This is a genomic window from Pseudonocardia sp. OZ21, assembly GCF_059359135.1.
Genome location: NZ_JCADBN010000006.1, coordinates 273,635 through 288,000 on the forward strand (window position 1 = coordinate 273,635; position 14,366 = coordinate 288,000).

The following is a 14,366-nucleotide window of genomic DNA, read 5'->3' on the forward strand; positions in this document are numbered from 1 at the left end:
CGCGAGCGCTCAGCCCGTCCCGGCGGTCATCGCGGCCGGCCGCGGGACCGCAGCCGCGCGCACGGCCCACCAGCCCAGCACCACCACCGTGGCCACCTCGGTGGTCACCAGCCCCCGCTCCACCAGGCCGAGCGGCAGGAGCTGCCACCACGGCACGCCGGTCAGCGGGCTCAGTGCGACAGCCAGCAGGATCGCGCCGAGCCACAGCAGGGCCCACGTCCCCGACCACCGCGAGCAGGCCGCGTACGGGCCCCACTGGAGATCACCCTGCCAGCGCCTACCGAGCGCCAGCGCCGCCACGGGCAGGCTCACGAACGCCGCCACGCTCGCGTACCGGTGCACGTAGCCGGACGGCGTCGGGCCCACGGCCCAGTTCGCCTTGTCGAACGCGACGACCAGCACCAGCGCCGCCGCCCAGACCCCGACCAGGACCGCGGGACGCGACCAGAGCCGCACGATCCCGGCACGCACCAGCGCCAGCAGCACCAGCACCGATCCCCCCGCGAGACCCAGCACCCCCACGTCGAACATCCAGTCGGCGTCACCGAGCGCGTACTCGCTGATCGTGCGGCGGACCGGGTTGACCCGCCCGGCCGAGACGACGTGCAACAGCCCCACCAGCACCACCGCGACCCCGACACCCACCAACCCGAACGCCGCCAGCGCCCTCGTCACCGCAGGATCGGGCGGCGCGGTACCGGGCACGGAGGTCCTCCTGGGGAGCGCGGGGTGAGGCGGTGAACACCCGCCGCTACGACATTCCCACACCCGCGACCCCGTGCGATCGGCCGGTGATCACTTCCCGCGGGCGACTCGCGCACGGAATCCGGGCGACTCGCGCGCACCTTCCGGGCGACTCGCGCACACGGATCGGGCGACTCGCGGGTGGGGGTCAGGGGGTGGGGGTGAGGCCGAGGGCTCTGGCGGCCAGCTGCGCCAGGTGGACGGGTTCGCGGGTGCCCGCCTGGCGGAGCTGGGTGCGGCAGCTGAAACCGTCGGCCAGTACGGCCACCTCGGGGTCGGCGACGCGTACCGCAGGCAGCAGCACCCGCTCCGCGCAGGCCATCGACACGTCGTAGTGCCCCTTCTCGAACCCGAAGTTGCCGGCCAGCCCGCAGCAACCGGAGTCGAGCACATCGGCGTCGACGCCCAGCGCTGCCATGACGGCGCGGTCGTCGTCGGTACCGAGATCGGCGTGCTGGTGGCAGTGCACCTGCACGAGCGCCCGCTGTCCCGGGGCGACGACGCCGTCGCTGAGCTCGTCGGTGTGCTGGGCGAGCACCTCGGCGAAGGTGCGCACGCCGGTGGCCAGGAGCGCGGCGAGCGGTTCGTCGGGGAGAAGCTCGGGGCCGTCGGCGCGCAATGCCGCGGTGCACGACGGCTCGAGCCCGACGACCGGCACCCCGGTCGCGAGCCACGGCTCGATGGTGCGCAGGCTGCGGCGCAGCACGCGGCGGGCGGCGTCCACCTGGCCGGTGGAGGTCCAGGTGAGCCCGCAGCACACGTCCTGAGGCGGCAGCTCCACGGTGTAGCCCAACCCCTCCAGCACCGCGACGGCGTCGGCGGCGACGGCGGGATCGAAGTGGTTGGTGAAGGTATCGGGCCAGAGCAGAAGCCGCCCGCGCGCAACACCCCGGTTCAGCGAAGCCACTTTCCTGCCCTCTGCGGACCTGAAAGTGGCTTTCCTGAACTTCGGGGACGTGTACCGGACCGGGGCGATCACCGGGATCTCGCGTTCCGGCGCTATGCCGCCCGCTCGCTTCGCTGCGGCTCCCAGCGGGCCGCGGGCGGCCGCGTTCAGTGCACGCACCGCGCGGGCGGGGAGGCGCCCCACGAGGCGCAGCCAGCGCGGCAGGGCGCCCATCGAGTAGTGCGACGCCGGACGCACCTTGTGCCGGTAGCGCTGGGCGAGGAACTCGGTCTTGTACGCGGCCATGTCCACGCCGACGGGGCAGTCGCGCTTGCAGCCCTTGCAGGACAGGCACAGGTCGAGCGCCTCGGCCACCTCCGGGGACTGCCAGCCGTCGGTGATGACGTCGCCCGCGGCCATCTCGAACAGCAGCCGGGCGCGCCCCCGCGTGGAGTGCATCTCCTCGCCGGTGGCCCGGTAGCTCGGGCACATGACGCCGCCGTGGTCGGTGACGCACTTGCCCACGCCGAGGCAGCGGCGGGTGGCCCGGGTGAACGACCCCCGGTCGTGACCGAACGCCAGCACGGGCTCGTCGGGCAGCGTCGGCATCCCGACGAACACGCGCAGGTCCTCGTCGAGCTTCGCGGGCCGGACGACCCGGCCGGGGTTCATCCCGTCGTCGGGGTCCCAGATCCCCTTGAACTCCTCGAACGCCCCGATGATCTCCGGTGGGTACATGCGGGGTAGCAGTTCGGCGCGGGCGACGCCGTCGCCGTGCTCCCCTGACAGCGAGCCCCCGTGCGCGACGGCGAGGTCGGCGGCGTCCTCCATGAAGCTGCGGAAATCGGCGATCCCGGAGCGGCTGAGCAGGTCGAAGTCGATGCGGATGTGCAGGCAGCCGTCCCCGAAGTGGCCGTAGTACGCCCCCCGCCGCCGGTGCCGGCCCAGCAGGGCGTCGAACTCGCGCAGGTAGGCACCGAACCGCTCCGGCGGCACGGCCGCGTCCTCCCAGCCGGGCCAGGCCTCGCCGCCGTCGGGCGAGCGCGTGACGATGCCGGCGCCGTCCTCACGGATGCGCCACAGCGCCTTCATCGCCGCCGGGTCGCCGACGACCACGCTCGTGGCCCCGTATGGCTTCATGGCCGTGACGACGGCCTGTGCGGCCGCCTCTGCCTCGGCGCGGGTGGCGCCCCCGGTCTCGACGTAGAGCCAGCCGCCGCCGTCGGGCAGTGCCCGCGAGGCCGTCTCCGCCGGGTTGGACGCGCGCAGTGCCGCGATCAGGCCGGCGTCCATGCCCTCGATGGTCAACGGCCCCAGCTCACGCACCACCGTGACATGGTCGGCGGCCAGGTAGGCGTCGGGGAAGCCGAGCACCGCCAGCGCGCGGGCCGGTGGCGACTCGACGAGGCGGACCGTCGCTCCGAGCACCGTGGCGCACGTGCCCTCGGTGCCGACGAGTGCGCGGGCCAGGTCGAACCCGTTCTCCGGGAGCAGTTGGTCGAGGTTGTAGCCGGACACCCGGCGGGTGAGGTCGGGGAACGATGCGCGCACGTCGGCGTCGACCCGTGCGGCCAGCCCGCGCAACGCGCTCGGGACGCGTCCGGTGGCCGGTTGGCCCGGGCCCAGCTGCAGGCGTTCCCCGCGGTAGGTGAGCACGTCGAGGGCGTGCACGTTGTCGACGGTCTTGCCCCACGCCACCGAGTGCGAGCCACACGCGTTGTTGCCGATCATCCCGCCGAGGGTGCAGCGGTTGTGGGTGGACGGGTCGGGCCCGAACGTGAGGCCGTGCGGGCGGGCCGCGTCGCGCAGCGCGTCGAGCACGAGTCCGGGTTGCACGCGCGCGGTCCGGGCCTCGGGGTCGATCTCCAGCACGCCGTTCAGGTGCTTCGTGAAGTCCAGCACCACGGCCGTGTTGACCGCCTGCCCGGCGATGCTCGTGCCGGCGCCACGCGGGAGCACCGGCACCCCGTGGGTGCTGCAGACCGACACCGCGGCCTCGACGTCGTCGGTGTCCAGCGGGGTGACCAGCCCGATCGGCACCCGCCGGTAGTTCGACGCGTCGGCGGAGTACATGGCGCGGGTCCCGGCGTCGAACCGGACGCGGCCACGGACGGCCTTGGCCAGGTCGGCGTGCAGATCGGCCAGGTCGGCTTGCTGGATCTCCGTGCTCACGGGTCTCAGTCCGAGGTGCTCGGCGTGGACGGACCCGCCGAACCGGACGTGGGCTTCGCCGCAGCGGGCGGGGCGGCAGGCGGGTCGGCGTGCCCGTGCCCATGTCCGTGCCCATGTCCGTGACCTGCGGCGCCGCCGACGATCGGGTCACCGGCTCTGAGCGGCGCGTCGTGGTATCGGCCCTCGTGGGCGATGATCGGACGCTGGTCGCCCGCCAGCTCGGGGTGCTTCGCCTCGAGCCGCTGGCGACGGTCCCACTGCCTGCGCAGCCCCGTGACGTACTCACGGCTCCCGTCGTAGGTGCCACGCCAGGTCTGGGGCATCTGCTCCTTGGACAGCCCCGCGTCTGCGCGGCCGCCCAGGCTGAACCCCGCGGGGATCTTGCGGGTCTCCCCGCCGCACGACGGGCAGCCGGGTGCGGCCGTGTCGAACGAGGTGAGGTGCTCGAAACGCAGCCCGCACTCGCACTTGAAAACGTAGATCGGCATGTGCCCCTCCGGCCGGAGCGGCGGGGCGTGCCCCGCCGCTGCCGTCACCAGTTCTGGACCGACTTCGTGAGGATGTCGGCGATGTCGTCCTCGGTCGGGGTCTTCGGGCACGTGGCCAGCAGCCGCTGCTGCTTCATGGTGCCCGGCACGAGGTCGGGCACGTCGGCCTCGGTGTAGCCGACCCCGCCGATCCCGTTGGGGATGTCGATGTCGCGCATCAGCGAGATGAGCACCGACGGCAACTGCTCGCGCGCGTCGTTCAGCTTGTCGGCACGCGGGTCCATCAGCTCCGCCGCCCGCAGGTGCCGTTCGGGGGCGCTCTCGAAGGAGAACCGGAACGCCTCGGGCGCGGTGAGCGACACCGACTGCCCGTGCGGGACCATCGGCTCCTCCTCCGGGTAGCCCCTGGGGTGGTAGTCCTTCACCATCCCGGCGATCGGATAGGCGTTGGCGTGCGGGATGTGCACCCCGGAGTTGCCGAAGCCCATGCCGGCGAAGGTGGCGGCCATCATCATCTTCGAGCGCGCCTCGAGGTTGTCGCCCTCGTGCACGGCCGTGCGGAACGACTGCGCGATGAGGTTCATCGCCTTCTCGCACCACAGGTCCGACACCGGGTTGGAGCCGCAGTACGTCACCCGTTCCTCGGGCTTCTTGCGGTCGAACGTCGAGTAGTAGCGGGCGGTGTAGCTCTCCACCGCGTGACACACGATGTCCATGCCGGACGCGGCGGTGACCTCGGGCGGCAGGCTCATCGTCAGCAGCGGGTCGATCACGGCGAGAGTGGGACGCAGCCGCCAGTGGCTGATCCCGGTCTTGACCTTCATCGACAGGATGTCCAGCACGCACATCGCGGTGGACTCCGAACCGGTGCCCGCCGTGGTCGGGATGGCGATCAGCGGCTTGAGCTGGCCCGGCGGTGTCTTCGCGTTCCCGATCGGCTTGTTGATGTAGTCCATCAGCTCACCGGGGTAGCTGGTGAGCAGGTTGATGGCCTTGGCGGTGTCGATGGCCGACCCGCCGCCGACGGCCACGAACCCGTCCCACGGGCCCTGTACGCGGGCGTACTCGGTGGCCTTGTTCATCGAGTCGTCGGTGGGCTCGACGTGCACGCCGTCGAAGATCTCCGACTCGATGTCGTAGCGCCGCAGGTTGTCGGCGATGCGCCGCGGGGCGCCGAGGGCGTGGATCCCCGGATCGGTGACGATCAGCACGCGCTTGACGCCGTAGCCGGACATCTCGAACCCGACCTCGTCGGAGGCGCCGGCACCGAACTTCAGTGGCGGCGCACCCCAGGTGAAGATCGTCTCCTCGGTGAGGTCCACGTCGGGATGGCTCATGTGTAGGAACCCTCCGGTGCGCAGCGCAGTTCGTGGATCTGGTTCGCGTCGTGCCCGAACACCATGGTGGCGTCGGTCCGCTCCTGGATGTCGCGGAGCTTCTCGACGGACGCGTAGAACTGCTCCAGGTTGTTGACGATCGCCGCCGGCGTGGCAGGCGGACCGTAGCTCTCGCCCATGTAGACGGCGTCGGACGTGAAGATCATGGTGCCGGTGTCGGGCAGGTCGACCTGCATCGACATGCACCCCACGGTGTGGCCCGGCGTCTCCAGCAGCGTGACGCCGGGGAGGAACTCCGTGTCGCCGGAGACCGTCTGGAAGTCGAGTCCCTCGTAGTCGGTCTTGAGGTGGGCGCCGCTGAACAGGCCGCCGAACCCGAAGGCGAAGTCCCGCTCCTTCTCGTGGCAGACGAGCTTCGCGTTGGTGTTCTTGAACATCTGCGCGTTGCCGGCGTGGTCGAAATGGAGGTGGGAGAGGATGACGTAGTCGATCTCGTCGAGCCCGACGCCCATCTGGTTCAGCCGCGAGTCGAGGTACTCGTCCTCCGAGACCTTGTCGTACGGGAAGAACTCCTGCAGGCCGGTCGGCTTCCAGCGCTCCTCCCAGTCGCGGGGGCAGCTGGTGTCCCAGAGGATCTTGCCCTCGTCGGTCTCCACCAGCACGCAGTGCGAAGGCACGTCGACCCACGGGGCGGGCGAATTCTTGGAGCTCCGGGTATTGATGGAACGACCTGGCTTGATCAGCAACCAGGTGAGGTCCGCGGTCATGGCCCCGCAGGGGATCACGCTCACCTTGTTCACAGTCGCCATCGGTGGTCCTCTCGACGTCGAGACGGTCCGCGCTCGCCCGCGCGTTCCTCGGCCGACCGTGGCATGTGGCATGCCACTCGTCAACGCGTCAACGTATTCCGACTGGTCGATGGATCAGGGGCGCCCCGTCCATCCCAGGTCGACGTCGACGCTTCCGGGTGGTGCTCCCGCCTCCTGCGCGATGAGGAGCTCTGCGGTGCGCAGCAGGTGTGCCCGCATCGCCTCGGCCGCCCCGTCGCCGTCACCGGACTCGACGCGGTCGAGCACCTCGCGGTGCTCGGCCACGATGTCGTCGAGGCTGCGCGACAGGCCCGCGGTGGAGACGCCACGGCGCAGCACCATGTCCCGCAGCCCGTCGACGTACTCGGCGAGCCTCAGGTTTCCCGACGCCTGCAGCAGCACGATGTGGAACCGGCGGTCGTGCTCCCACATCCGGTACTCGTCATCGGCCCGCGCGGCCTTCTCCATCGCCTGGTAGACCTTGCGCAGCTCGCGACGGCCCGCCTCGTCGATCTGCCGGCACGCCCGCCGCGTGGCCGGCACCTCCAGCAGCAACCGCAGCGCGAAGACCTCCTCGAGATCGTGCAGGGTGGTCTGCAGCACGCGCACCCCGCGGTTTCGCTCGAAGCGGACCATGCCCTGCTGGGCGAGCTTGATCAGCGCCTCCCGGACGGGCGTCCGCGAGACGCCCAGCTGGGTGGCCAGCGTCTGCACCGAGTGGAGCGTGCCGGGCTGCAGCTCTCCGGTGATGACGGCGGCGCGCAGGGCGTCGAGCACCTGGGCGTTGACGGTGTCGGTCTGGCGGACCTGCTTCACACCGCGCCCCTGGAGTGGATCTGCACGCCGACGATCCTGCCAGTGGCCGTCCTCACCCGGGACCCGCTCGCGAAGCCGGACGGCCTGGCAGCCTGTTGACCATGGCGCGCTACGAATACCGGGTCCTGCAACTGCGAGAGAGCCTCATCGGCGGGAAGCTCTCCGCCGACAAGCTGGAGAGGCTCCTCAACGACGAGGCGCAACAGGGCTGGAAGCTCAAGGCCATCACCTCCACCGAGGTGAAGGGCCGGATCGGCCCGGGCGGGGTGGACGGGCTGCTGGTCACGCTGGAGCGGCCGGTCGGCTGACCAGGCTGGTTGCGGTCCGGATCGTGGGCCGCAGGGCCTCGTCACGATAGGTTCGGCCGGTGGAACTGTTGGACGCCAGGTGGCACCAGGCGATGCTCGACGTGCTCGCAGGCGCCCACCTGGCTTCCGGCGACACCCTCGTCGATCTGCTGGAGGACGCGCTCACGCCGCTGGAGGTGATCCCGGAGCTGTACGTCGCCGACCACGAGCAGATGCAGCTGCGCTCGGTGCGCGAGACAGGCGACCCCCTGTGGATCGACGGCACACTGCCCGGCCGGGTCTTCCAGCTCGGGACGGTGCTGGAAGGCCGGGACGACGAGGGCCGCCGCGTGCTCTGGGTCCCGCTGGTCGACGGTGCGGAGCGCCTCGGAGTGGCCCGGATGGTCCTGACCGCCAACCCGGACGACGAGGAGTCGAGCGGCAGGGACCCGACGCTCGCCGAGCACTGCCTGGCCATCGCGGGGCTCATCGCGCACCTGATGGCCGCCAAGTTCACGCAGGGCGACGAGCTGGCGGTGGCGCGGCGGGCGCGCCCGATGTCCGTCGCGGGCGAGCTGCTCTGGCAGCTGCTGCCACCACTCACCGTGGGCGGCCCGAGCCTGGCGATGGCCGCCGTGCTCGAGCCCGCCTACGACGTCAGCGGCGACGCGTTCGACTACGCGATCAGCACGTCCCGCGCGGACTTCGCGATCTTCGACTCGTCCGGGCACGACCTGAACGCCGGCCTGACCACCTCGGTCACTCTCGCCGCATCCCGATCCGCCCGCCGCGAGGGCCACGACATCGCCGGCGTCGCCGCCCGGATCGACGCCACGCTGACCGAGCAGTTCAGCGACCACCGCTTCGTCACCGGAGTGCTCGCCCGCCTCGATCTGCAGTCGGGTCGGCTCCGCTACCTGATCGCCGGGCATCCGCCGCCCGTCCTGCTTCGGGGCGGGAAGGCCGTGCGCACGCTCGACGCGGTCCTGCGCATGCCGTTCGGCCGGCTGGCGTCGCTGTTCCCGCAGTCCGACGAGCTGGGCGAGGAGTACCTCGAGCCCGGCGACCGCATCCTGCTGCACTCCGACGGTGTGGTGGAGGCGAGGGACGAGCACGGCGAGGAGTTCGGCGTCGACCGGCTCGTCGAGCTGGCCGAGCACGCGGCCGCGGCCCAGCTGCCCGCTCCGGAGACGCTGCGGCGCCTCGCCCACGCCGTGCGCGAGCACCGCAGGGGCGAGTTGCGCGACGACGCGACGCTGATGCTCGTCGAGTGGTCGGGGAGCGCCGCGGAACGGCTGCTCGCCCGCCCCGTGGAAGACGGAAAGGACCACTAGGCGGTTCGCTCGCGCCCGCCCGCGTGAAGCTGCCCGTGCCGGGTAGGTCCGGTTGCAATACCCGCCGCGGGCCTACCGCGAGACCCGAGAGGACCTCATCGATGCACGAGCAGGCCGAGAAGCTGCAGCACGCCGGAAACGGTGTTGCCGTCAACGGGGCGGCTGCCGCGGCCAAGGCTGAGGCCGACGCCTACCGCAACGGGGAGGACCGGCCGCTGGGCGGCTACGTACTCGTGATGGCCGTGTTCGCCGCCCTGGTGGCGGGCGCCGCGGGCCTCGCCCGGCTGAAGCACCGCAAGCTGCCCGACGACGTCAGCGCCTGGGACGTGCTGCTGATCGCGGCGGGCACGCACAAGCTGTCCCGCACGATCAGCAAGAACTCGGTCACCGCACCGCTGCGCGCGCCCTTCACCCGCTACGAGGGCAGGGGCGGACCGTCCGAGGTGATGGAGGGGGTGCGGGCGGCGACCGGGGTGCGGCACTCGATCGGCGAGCTCATCACCTGCCCGTTCTGCCTCGACGTCTGGATCGCCACCGGCTTCGCGATCGGACTCGTGTTCGCCCCGCGCGTCACCCGGCTGGTCGCCGCGACGTTCACGGCCCTGACCGGTTCGGACTTCCTGCACCTCGCCTACGCGCGGGCCCAGCAGGCGGCCGAGGGCTAGTGCGGACATAGGGTCGGTGCTCGTGGACACCGCTGCCCCGTCCGATCTGTTCGACCCCGCTGCCTGGCGGGCGGTCGACGGCTTCGACTTCACCGACATCACCTACCACCGGGCCGTGGCCGCAGGGCCGGCAGGCGGCACGGTGCGGATCGCGTTCGACCGGCCGGAGGTGCGCAACGCGTTCCGCCCCGGCACGGTCGACGAGCTCTACCGCGCGCTCGACCACGCCCGGACGACCCCCGACGTCGGGTGCGTGCTGCTCACGGGCAACGGGCCGTCCCCCAAGGACGGCGGCTGGGCGTTCTGCTCCGGCGGTGACCAGCGCATCCGCGGGCGCACCGGGTACCAGTACGCCTCCGGGGACACCGCCGAGACGGTCGACCCGGCCCGGGCGGGACGGCTGCACATCCTGGAGTGCCAGCGCCTCATCCGGTTCATGCCGAAGGTCGTGATCGCGGTGGTGCCCGGCTGGGCAGCGGGCGGAGGGCACTCGCTGCACGTCGTCGCCGACCTGACGCTGGCGAGCGCCGAGCACGCGCGGTTCAAGCAGACCGACGCCGACGTGGGTTCGTTCGACGGCGGGTACGGCTCGGCGTACCTGGCGCGCATGGTGGGCCAGAAGTTCGCCAGGGAGATCTTCTTCCTCGGGCGGGAGTACTCGGCGGCCGACGCGCACCGGATGGGCATGGTGAACGCGGTGGTGCCGCACGCCGAGCTGGAGAAGGTGGCGCTGGAGTGGGCCCGGGAGATCAACAGCAAGTCGCCGACGGCGCAGCGGATGTTGAAGTACGCGTTCAACCTGCAGGACGACGGGCTGGTCGGCCAGCAGCTGTTTGCGGGAGAGGCCACGCGACTGGCCTACATGACCGACGAGGCGGTGGAGGGACGGGACTCGTTCCTGCAGAAGCGCGAGCCGGACTGGTCGCCGTTCCCGTGGCACTACTGACACACGAACCGCTCGGCGGTCCGGTTCGACGCGGCGGCGGGTTCCCCCGGTGAGCGATCTGCGGATCGTCGAGGTGGACGGGTCTCCTGCCGCGGTCGCCGCGCTCGTCCACGCCCTGCGCGACGCGCTCGACGGAGGGCCCGCCCTGCTGCCCCGGGTGGCCGGCGCGTCCACCACGCCGGCGGCTCGGCCCGGCCCGGGGGCGGCTCTCGTGATCACGACGTCGGGCTCCACCGGAGCCCCCAAGTTCGTGGTGCTGTCGGCCGCCGCGTTGCGCGCGTCCGCCCGGGCCACCATGGAGCGGCTCGGTGGCCCGGCGGCCTGGTTGCTCGCCCTCCCCGCCGAGCACATCGCCGGAGTGCAGGTGGTCCTGCGGTCGCTGCTCGCCGGAGCGGCCCCGGCCGTCCAGGATCTGCGGGAGGGCTTCCGGCCGGACGACTTCGCGGCCACCACCGCCGGACTGCCCGGCGGCAGGCGCTGCACGAGCCTGGTCCCCACGCAGCTCGCCAGGCTGCTGGACGCCGGTGGCGCCGCGCTCGAGGCGTTGTGCAGCTTCGACGCGGTCCTCGTCGGCGGGGCCGCGCTGAGTCCGGGACTGCACGCGCGCGCCACCGCGGCGGGCGCGCGGATCGTCACCACCTACGGGATGAGCGAGACGGCCGGTGGCTGCGTCTACGACGGCGTCCCGCTGGACGGCGTGCGGGTCGACCTCGACGAGCGTGGCCGGATCCGGCTGGGCGGACCGACGCTCGCCGATGGCTACCTCGGCGACCCGGTCGAGACCGCGGCCGTGTTCCACGAGGGCTGGTTCCGCACCACCGACCTCGGCCGGTGGCGCGACGGGCGGCTCGAGGTGCTCGGCCGCGCCGACGACGTGATCATCACCGGTGGCGAGAACGTGGCCCCGGCGGCGGTGGAACGTGTGCTCGCCGCGCAGGCCGGGGTGCGGGCGGCCTGCGTCGTCGGTCTGCCGGACGCGGAGTGGGGCCAGGTGGTGGCGGCGGCGGTGGCCGCGGAACCCGGCGGGGACGAGCCCGATGCGGTGCGAGCCGGCCGCCTGCGTGCCGCCGTGCGCACGAAGCTGGGACGAGCCGCGGTGCCGCGGGTGATGCTCACCGTGGCCGAGATCCCGCTGCGCGGGGTGGGAAAACCCGACCGGCGCGCGGTGACCGAACTCCTCATGACGGAGCGCGACCCGGCGAGCTGAGCCGCGTCACCCCATGGGGGCGCCTACTCTCCGTTGATTGACCACTACCGTCCCGTCCGATGTGCTGCGCCCCAGGAAACACACCAGTCGCACTGGTAACAGGGGGACGGCGACATGAGGCTGCGCACGGCAGCGGCACCATTCGCATCGCTCGCCCTCGTCGGCGCGCTCTCGGTGGGCGTCAGCCCACCGGCGACCGCCCAGCCCGCGGTGCTCGCCATCTGGACCCCCGACCTCACCACGGGCGAACCAGCCGGCGTCCGGCTCGACGGCGGCTCCGTCCGCCTGGACGGCTCAGGGGCGTACCTCGCGCCCGTGGAGGAGGGGGCGGCAGCCCAGGGTGCCGCGGTGCCGACAGGGCTGCTCACCCTCCCGCCCCAGCACCTCGCGGGCGCGACCGACCGCGTGGTCACCACCGTCGTCGGCGACGTTCCCGCCGGGAGCGACGCCGTCGTCGACGTCCGGGGACGCCGCGCCGCCACCGGCGGCTGGACCGAGTGGATCCCCGCGGAGCCCCGCGCCGGAGGCATGATCGCGGAACTGCCCGAACCCACTTCGGAGGTGCAGGGCAGGCTCGTCATCACGGGACCGCCGGGATCCGGCCCCACTGTGCGCGGAATCACGCTCGCCGCCCAGCCCGCCACCAGACGGCTCGCCCAGGCCGGCGCAGAGCAGGCCGCGGTGCACTACCGCGTCTTCGCCACCAGGGAAGGGCTGGTCGGAGGCACCACGGCCAATGGCCACGTGATCACCGAGCGCGACCACTTCGTGGCACTACCGTCGCGACGGGGCCTGTCTCCCCGGGACACCAGTGACTATTCGGTCAGGGTGTGCGCCCCGAACGGCCGCTGCGCATTCGCACCCGTGTGGGATGTCGGGCCGTGGAACACCCGCGACGACTACTGGAACCCTCCGTCCGTCCGCCAGGAATGGCGCGATCTCCCGCAGGGACTCCCCCAATCCCAGGCTGCGTACAAGAACGGGTACAACGCAGGTAAGGATCAGTTCGACCGCACGGTCCTCAATCCGGCAGGGATCGATTTAGCCGACGGATTGTTCTGGGACGCGCTCGAACTGACCGACAACGCCTGGGTCACGGTGGACTACCTGTGGACGGGCGCCGAGCGTCTGTCCGCTGTCGTCGGCGACCAGCCGGTGCTGGTGGCGCCCGATCCCGCCGCCGAGCCGGTGGGGATCGCCGCGAAGGGGGCCGCGGTGCCCGTGCAGTGCGTACTCGGCGAGGGCGCCGACCGGTGGTTGCAGATCGGTGCAGGCCAGTACCTGGCAGGGTCCGCGGTTCCCGACCTCGGAGCGGCGCCGGGCTGCGCCACCGCGGTCCCCGGCACGCCGGACAGCACGGGGTGGACCGCCGGATAACGTCTGATCCGTGGCCACCATCGCGCAATGGATCGAGGGCGCTCGCCCCCGCACCCTGCCCACCGCCATCTCACCGGTACTGGCCGGCACCGGAGCGGCGATCGGCGCCGGTGTCGTCGCGCCAGGTCGAGCGGTGCTGGCCCTGATCGTGGCAATTGCCCTGGTCGTGGGCGTGAACTTCGCCAACGACTACTCCGACGGCATCCGCGGGACCGACGACGAACGCGTCGGCCCGCTCCGGCTGGTGGGGTCGAAGGTGGCCGAGCCGTCGACGGTGCGCGCCGTCGCAATCGTGAACTTCTCGATCGCCGGCCTGGCCGGCCTCACGCTCGTGTCGCTGAGCAGGCAGTGGTGGCTGATCGCCGTCGGCGCCGCATGCGTCGCCGGGGCCTGGTTCTACACCGGCGGGAAGCGGCCCTACGGGTACTCCGGGCTCGGCGAGGTCGCGGTATTCGTGTTCTTCGGCCTCATCGGGGTGCTGGGCACGGTGATCACGCAGAGCGGTCCACCCACCGCGCTCGCCGTGGTCACCGCCGTCGGAGTGGGGTTGATCACAACCGCGGTGCTCGTGGCCAACAACCTGCGCGACATCCCGTCGGACACCGTAGTGGGCAAGCGCACACTCGCCGTGGTGCTCGGCGACACCGACACCCGGCGCCTCTACGTGGCACTGGTGACGGTGCCGTTGCTCCTGTCGGCGCTGGCAGGGCTGCGGAGCTGGCCCATGCTGTTCGGCCTGCTCGCACTGCCTCTCGCGGTCGCACTGACCCGCCAGGTGCTCGGCGGGGCCGACGGCCGGAAGCTGATCCGGGTGCTTGCCCAGACGAGCGTGCTGCTGCTGGTCTGGTCAGCTCTCACTGCTGTCGGGCTTGCGCTCGGACAGATCGTCTGAGTTCGCCACACCCTCACCGCGCAACCGGGCCCGTAGCGCCTCCCGCTCCTGCGACCTGCGGTTTCTGCTCTCCGAGAGCGCAGCGTCGAGGCGGCCGCGCAGCCCGCGGAACAACACCATCGACAGGGGCAGCGCCACGATCAGGCCGACCAGAAGCGCGATGAGGAACGGTGTGCCGGCCAGCAGCATGAGTACGGTGACAACGGCGACCACAGCGAGCCGTGCGAGCACATAAAGCCCTACGGTGGCAGCAAGGCCCGGCCGCTGTCCCGCGGCAGGGCGTCCGGTGGGCGAGGTCATGTCCCGAGCCTACGGCCGCCGTCGATGCCTCTTCTGCAGTGTCCGTTTCGTGTCCGGTTCGTCCTTGAAGAGCCCTTTACCTCCGGACAACCGTTCGAGTACGTGG

The 14,366-nt window shown here is 71.9% G+C and carries 14 protein-coding genes; 7 read left to right on the forward strand and 7 right to left on the reverse strand.

The genetic code is table 11. The annotated features are described in order from the left end of the window. Positions 1 to 9: 9 nt before the first annotated feature. From AC5L35_RS17220 to AC5L35_RS17245, 6 genes are all read right to left on the reverse strand, one after another. The gene (locus AC5L35_RS17220) at positions 10 to 705 is read right to left on the reverse strand and encodes a DUF998 domain-containing protein (RefSeq protein ID WP_495060641.1); all 696 of its coding nucleotides are present in this window, start codon (positions 703 to 705) and stop codon (positions 10 to 12) included. A gap of 187 nt (positions 706 to 892) precedes the next feature. Further along, positions 893 to 3,802 (reverse strand): FAD-binding and (Fe-S)-binding domain-containing protein, encoded by a 2,910-nt coding sequence (locus AC5L35_RS17225; protein ID WP_495060642.1) that lies wholly within the window; start codon positions 3,800 to 3,802, stop codon positions 893 to 895. Positions 3,803 to 3,807: 5 nt separating this feature from the next. Then, positions 3,808 to 4,290, reverse strand: coding sequence for an FmdB family zinc ribbon protein (locus AC5L35_RS17230; RefSeq protein ID WP_495060643.1), 483 nt, complete (start codon positions 4,288 to 4,290; stop codon positions 3,808 to 3,810). 44 nt (positions 4,291 to 4,334) lie between these two features. Further along, positions 4,335 to 5,627, reverse strand: a complete 1,293-nt coding sequence (locus AC5L35_RS17235; protein WP_495060644.1) for a hydroxyacid-oxoacid transhydrogenase — start codon at positions 5,625 to 5,627, stop codon at positions 4,335 to 4,337. Then, positions 5,624 to 6,436: an N-acyl homoserine lactonase family protein gene (locus AC5L35_RS17240; protein ID WP_495060645.1), complete on the reverse strand. Its 813-nt coding sequence runs from the start codon at positions 6,434 to 6,436 to the stop codon at positions 5,624 to 5,626. Before AC5L35_RS17240 ends, AC5L35_RS17235 begins: the two co-directional genes overlap by 4 nt. A gap of 114 nt (positions 6,437 to 6,550) precedes the next feature. Next, a complete protein-coding gene (locus tag AC5L35_RS17245) occupies positions 6,551 to 7,252 on the reverse strand; it encodes a GntR family transcriptional regulator (protein ID WP_495060646.1) in 702 nt (233 codons plus the stop codon). Positions 7,253 to 7,353: 101 nt separating this feature from the next. On the opposite strand from AC5L35_RS17245, the gene AC5L35_RS17250 reads away from it, so the two are divergent. From AC5L35_RS17250 to AC5L35_RS17280, 7 genes are all read left to right on the forward strand, one after another. Next, a complete protein-coding gene (locus AC5L35_RS17250) occupies positions 7,354 to 7,560 on the forward strand; it encodes a DUF4177 domain-containing protein (protein ID WP_495060647.1) in 207 nt (68 codons plus the stop codon). 59 nt (positions 7,561 to 7,619) lie between these two features. Next, positions 7,620 to 8,873 carry a PP2C family protein-serine/threonine phosphatase gene (locus tag AC5L35_RS17255; protein WP_495060648.1) on the forward strand — a complete coding sequence of 418 codons (1,254 nt, stop codon included), beginning with the start codon at positions 7,620 to 7,622 and terminating at the stop codon, positions 8,871 to 8,873. A gap of 101 nt (positions 8,874 to 8,974) precedes the next feature. Next, a complete protein-coding gene (locus tag AC5L35_RS17260; RefSeq protein WP_495060649.1) occupies positions 8,975 to 9,538 on the forward strand; it encodes a DUF1360 domain-containing protein in 564 nt (187 codons plus the stop codon). 22 nt (positions 9,539 to 9,560) lie between these two features. Then, positions 9,561 to 10,484: a 1,4-dihydroxy-2-naphthoyl-CoA synthase gene (locus AC5L35_RS17265; protein WP_495060650.1), complete on the forward strand. Its 924-nt coding sequence runs from the start codon at positions 9,561 to 9,563 to the stop codon at positions 10,482 to 10,484. Between the two features lie 58 nt (positions 10,485 to 10,542). Further along, on the forward strand, positions 10,543 to 11,691 hold the full coding sequence (gene menE, locus AC5L35_RS17270; protein ID WP_495060723.1) for an o-succinylbenzoate--CoA ligase: 1,149 nt from the start codon (positions 10,543 to 10,545) through the stop codon (positions 11,689 to 11,691). A 114-nt stretch (positions 11,692 to 11,805) separates the two neighbouring features. Then, complete coding sequence (locus AC5L35_RS17275) at positions 11,806 to 13,068, forward strand: DUF8814 domain-containing protein (RefSeq protein WP_495060651.1); 1,263 nt, start codon at positions 11,806 to 11,808, stop codon at positions 13,066 to 13,068. A 10-nt stretch (positions 13,069 to 13,078) separates the two neighbouring features. After that, a complete protein-coding gene (locus AC5L35_RS17280; RefSeq protein ID WP_495060652.1) occupies positions 13,079 to 13,960 on the forward strand; it encodes a 1,4-dihydroxy-2-naphthoate polyprenyltransferase in 882 nt (293 codons plus the stop codon). On the opposite strand, the gene AC5L35_RS17285 is transcribed toward AC5L35_RS17280, so the two are convergent. Further along, positions 13,916 to 14,260, reverse strand: a complete 345-nt coding sequence (locus tag AC5L35_RS17285; protein ID WP_495060653.1) for a DUF4229 domain-containing protein — start codon at positions 14,258 to 14,260, stop codon at positions 13,916 to 13,918. The two genes, AC5L35_RS17280 and AC5L35_RS17285, sit on opposite strands and share 45 nt — an antisense overlap. Positions 14,261 to 14,366 lie beyond the last annotated feature (106 nt).

Coding starts and splice junctions, on each gene's coding strand:
- AC5L35_RS17230 (WP_495060643.1), bottom strand. CDS start 4,290: ATGCCGATCTACGTTTTCAAGTGCGAGTGCGGGCTGCGTTTCGAGCAC.
- AC5L35_RS17235 (WP_495060644.1), bottom strand. CDS start 5,627: ATGAGCCATCCCGACGTGGACCTCACCGAGGAGACGATCTTCACCTGG.
- AC5L35_RS17240 (WP_495060645.1), bottom strand. CDS start 6,436: ATGGCGACTGTGAACAAGGTGAGCGTGATCCCCTGCGGGGCCATGACC.
- AC5L35_RS17250 (WP_495060647.1), top strand. CDS start 7,354: ATGGCGCGCTACGAATACCGGGTCCTGCAACTGCGAGAGAGCCTCATC.
- AC5L35_RS17260 (WP_495060649.1), top strand. CDS start 8,975: ATGCACGAGCAGGCCGAGAAGCTGCAGCACGCCGGAAACGGTGTTGCC.
- AC5L35_RS17275 (WP_495060651.1), top strand. CDS start 11,806: ATGAGGCTGCGCACGGCAGCGGCACCATTCGCATCGCTCGCCCTCGTC.
- AC5L35_RS17285 (WP_495060653.1), bottom strand. CDS start 14,260: ATGACCTCGCCCACCGGACGCCCTGCCGCGGGACAGCGGCCGGGCCTT.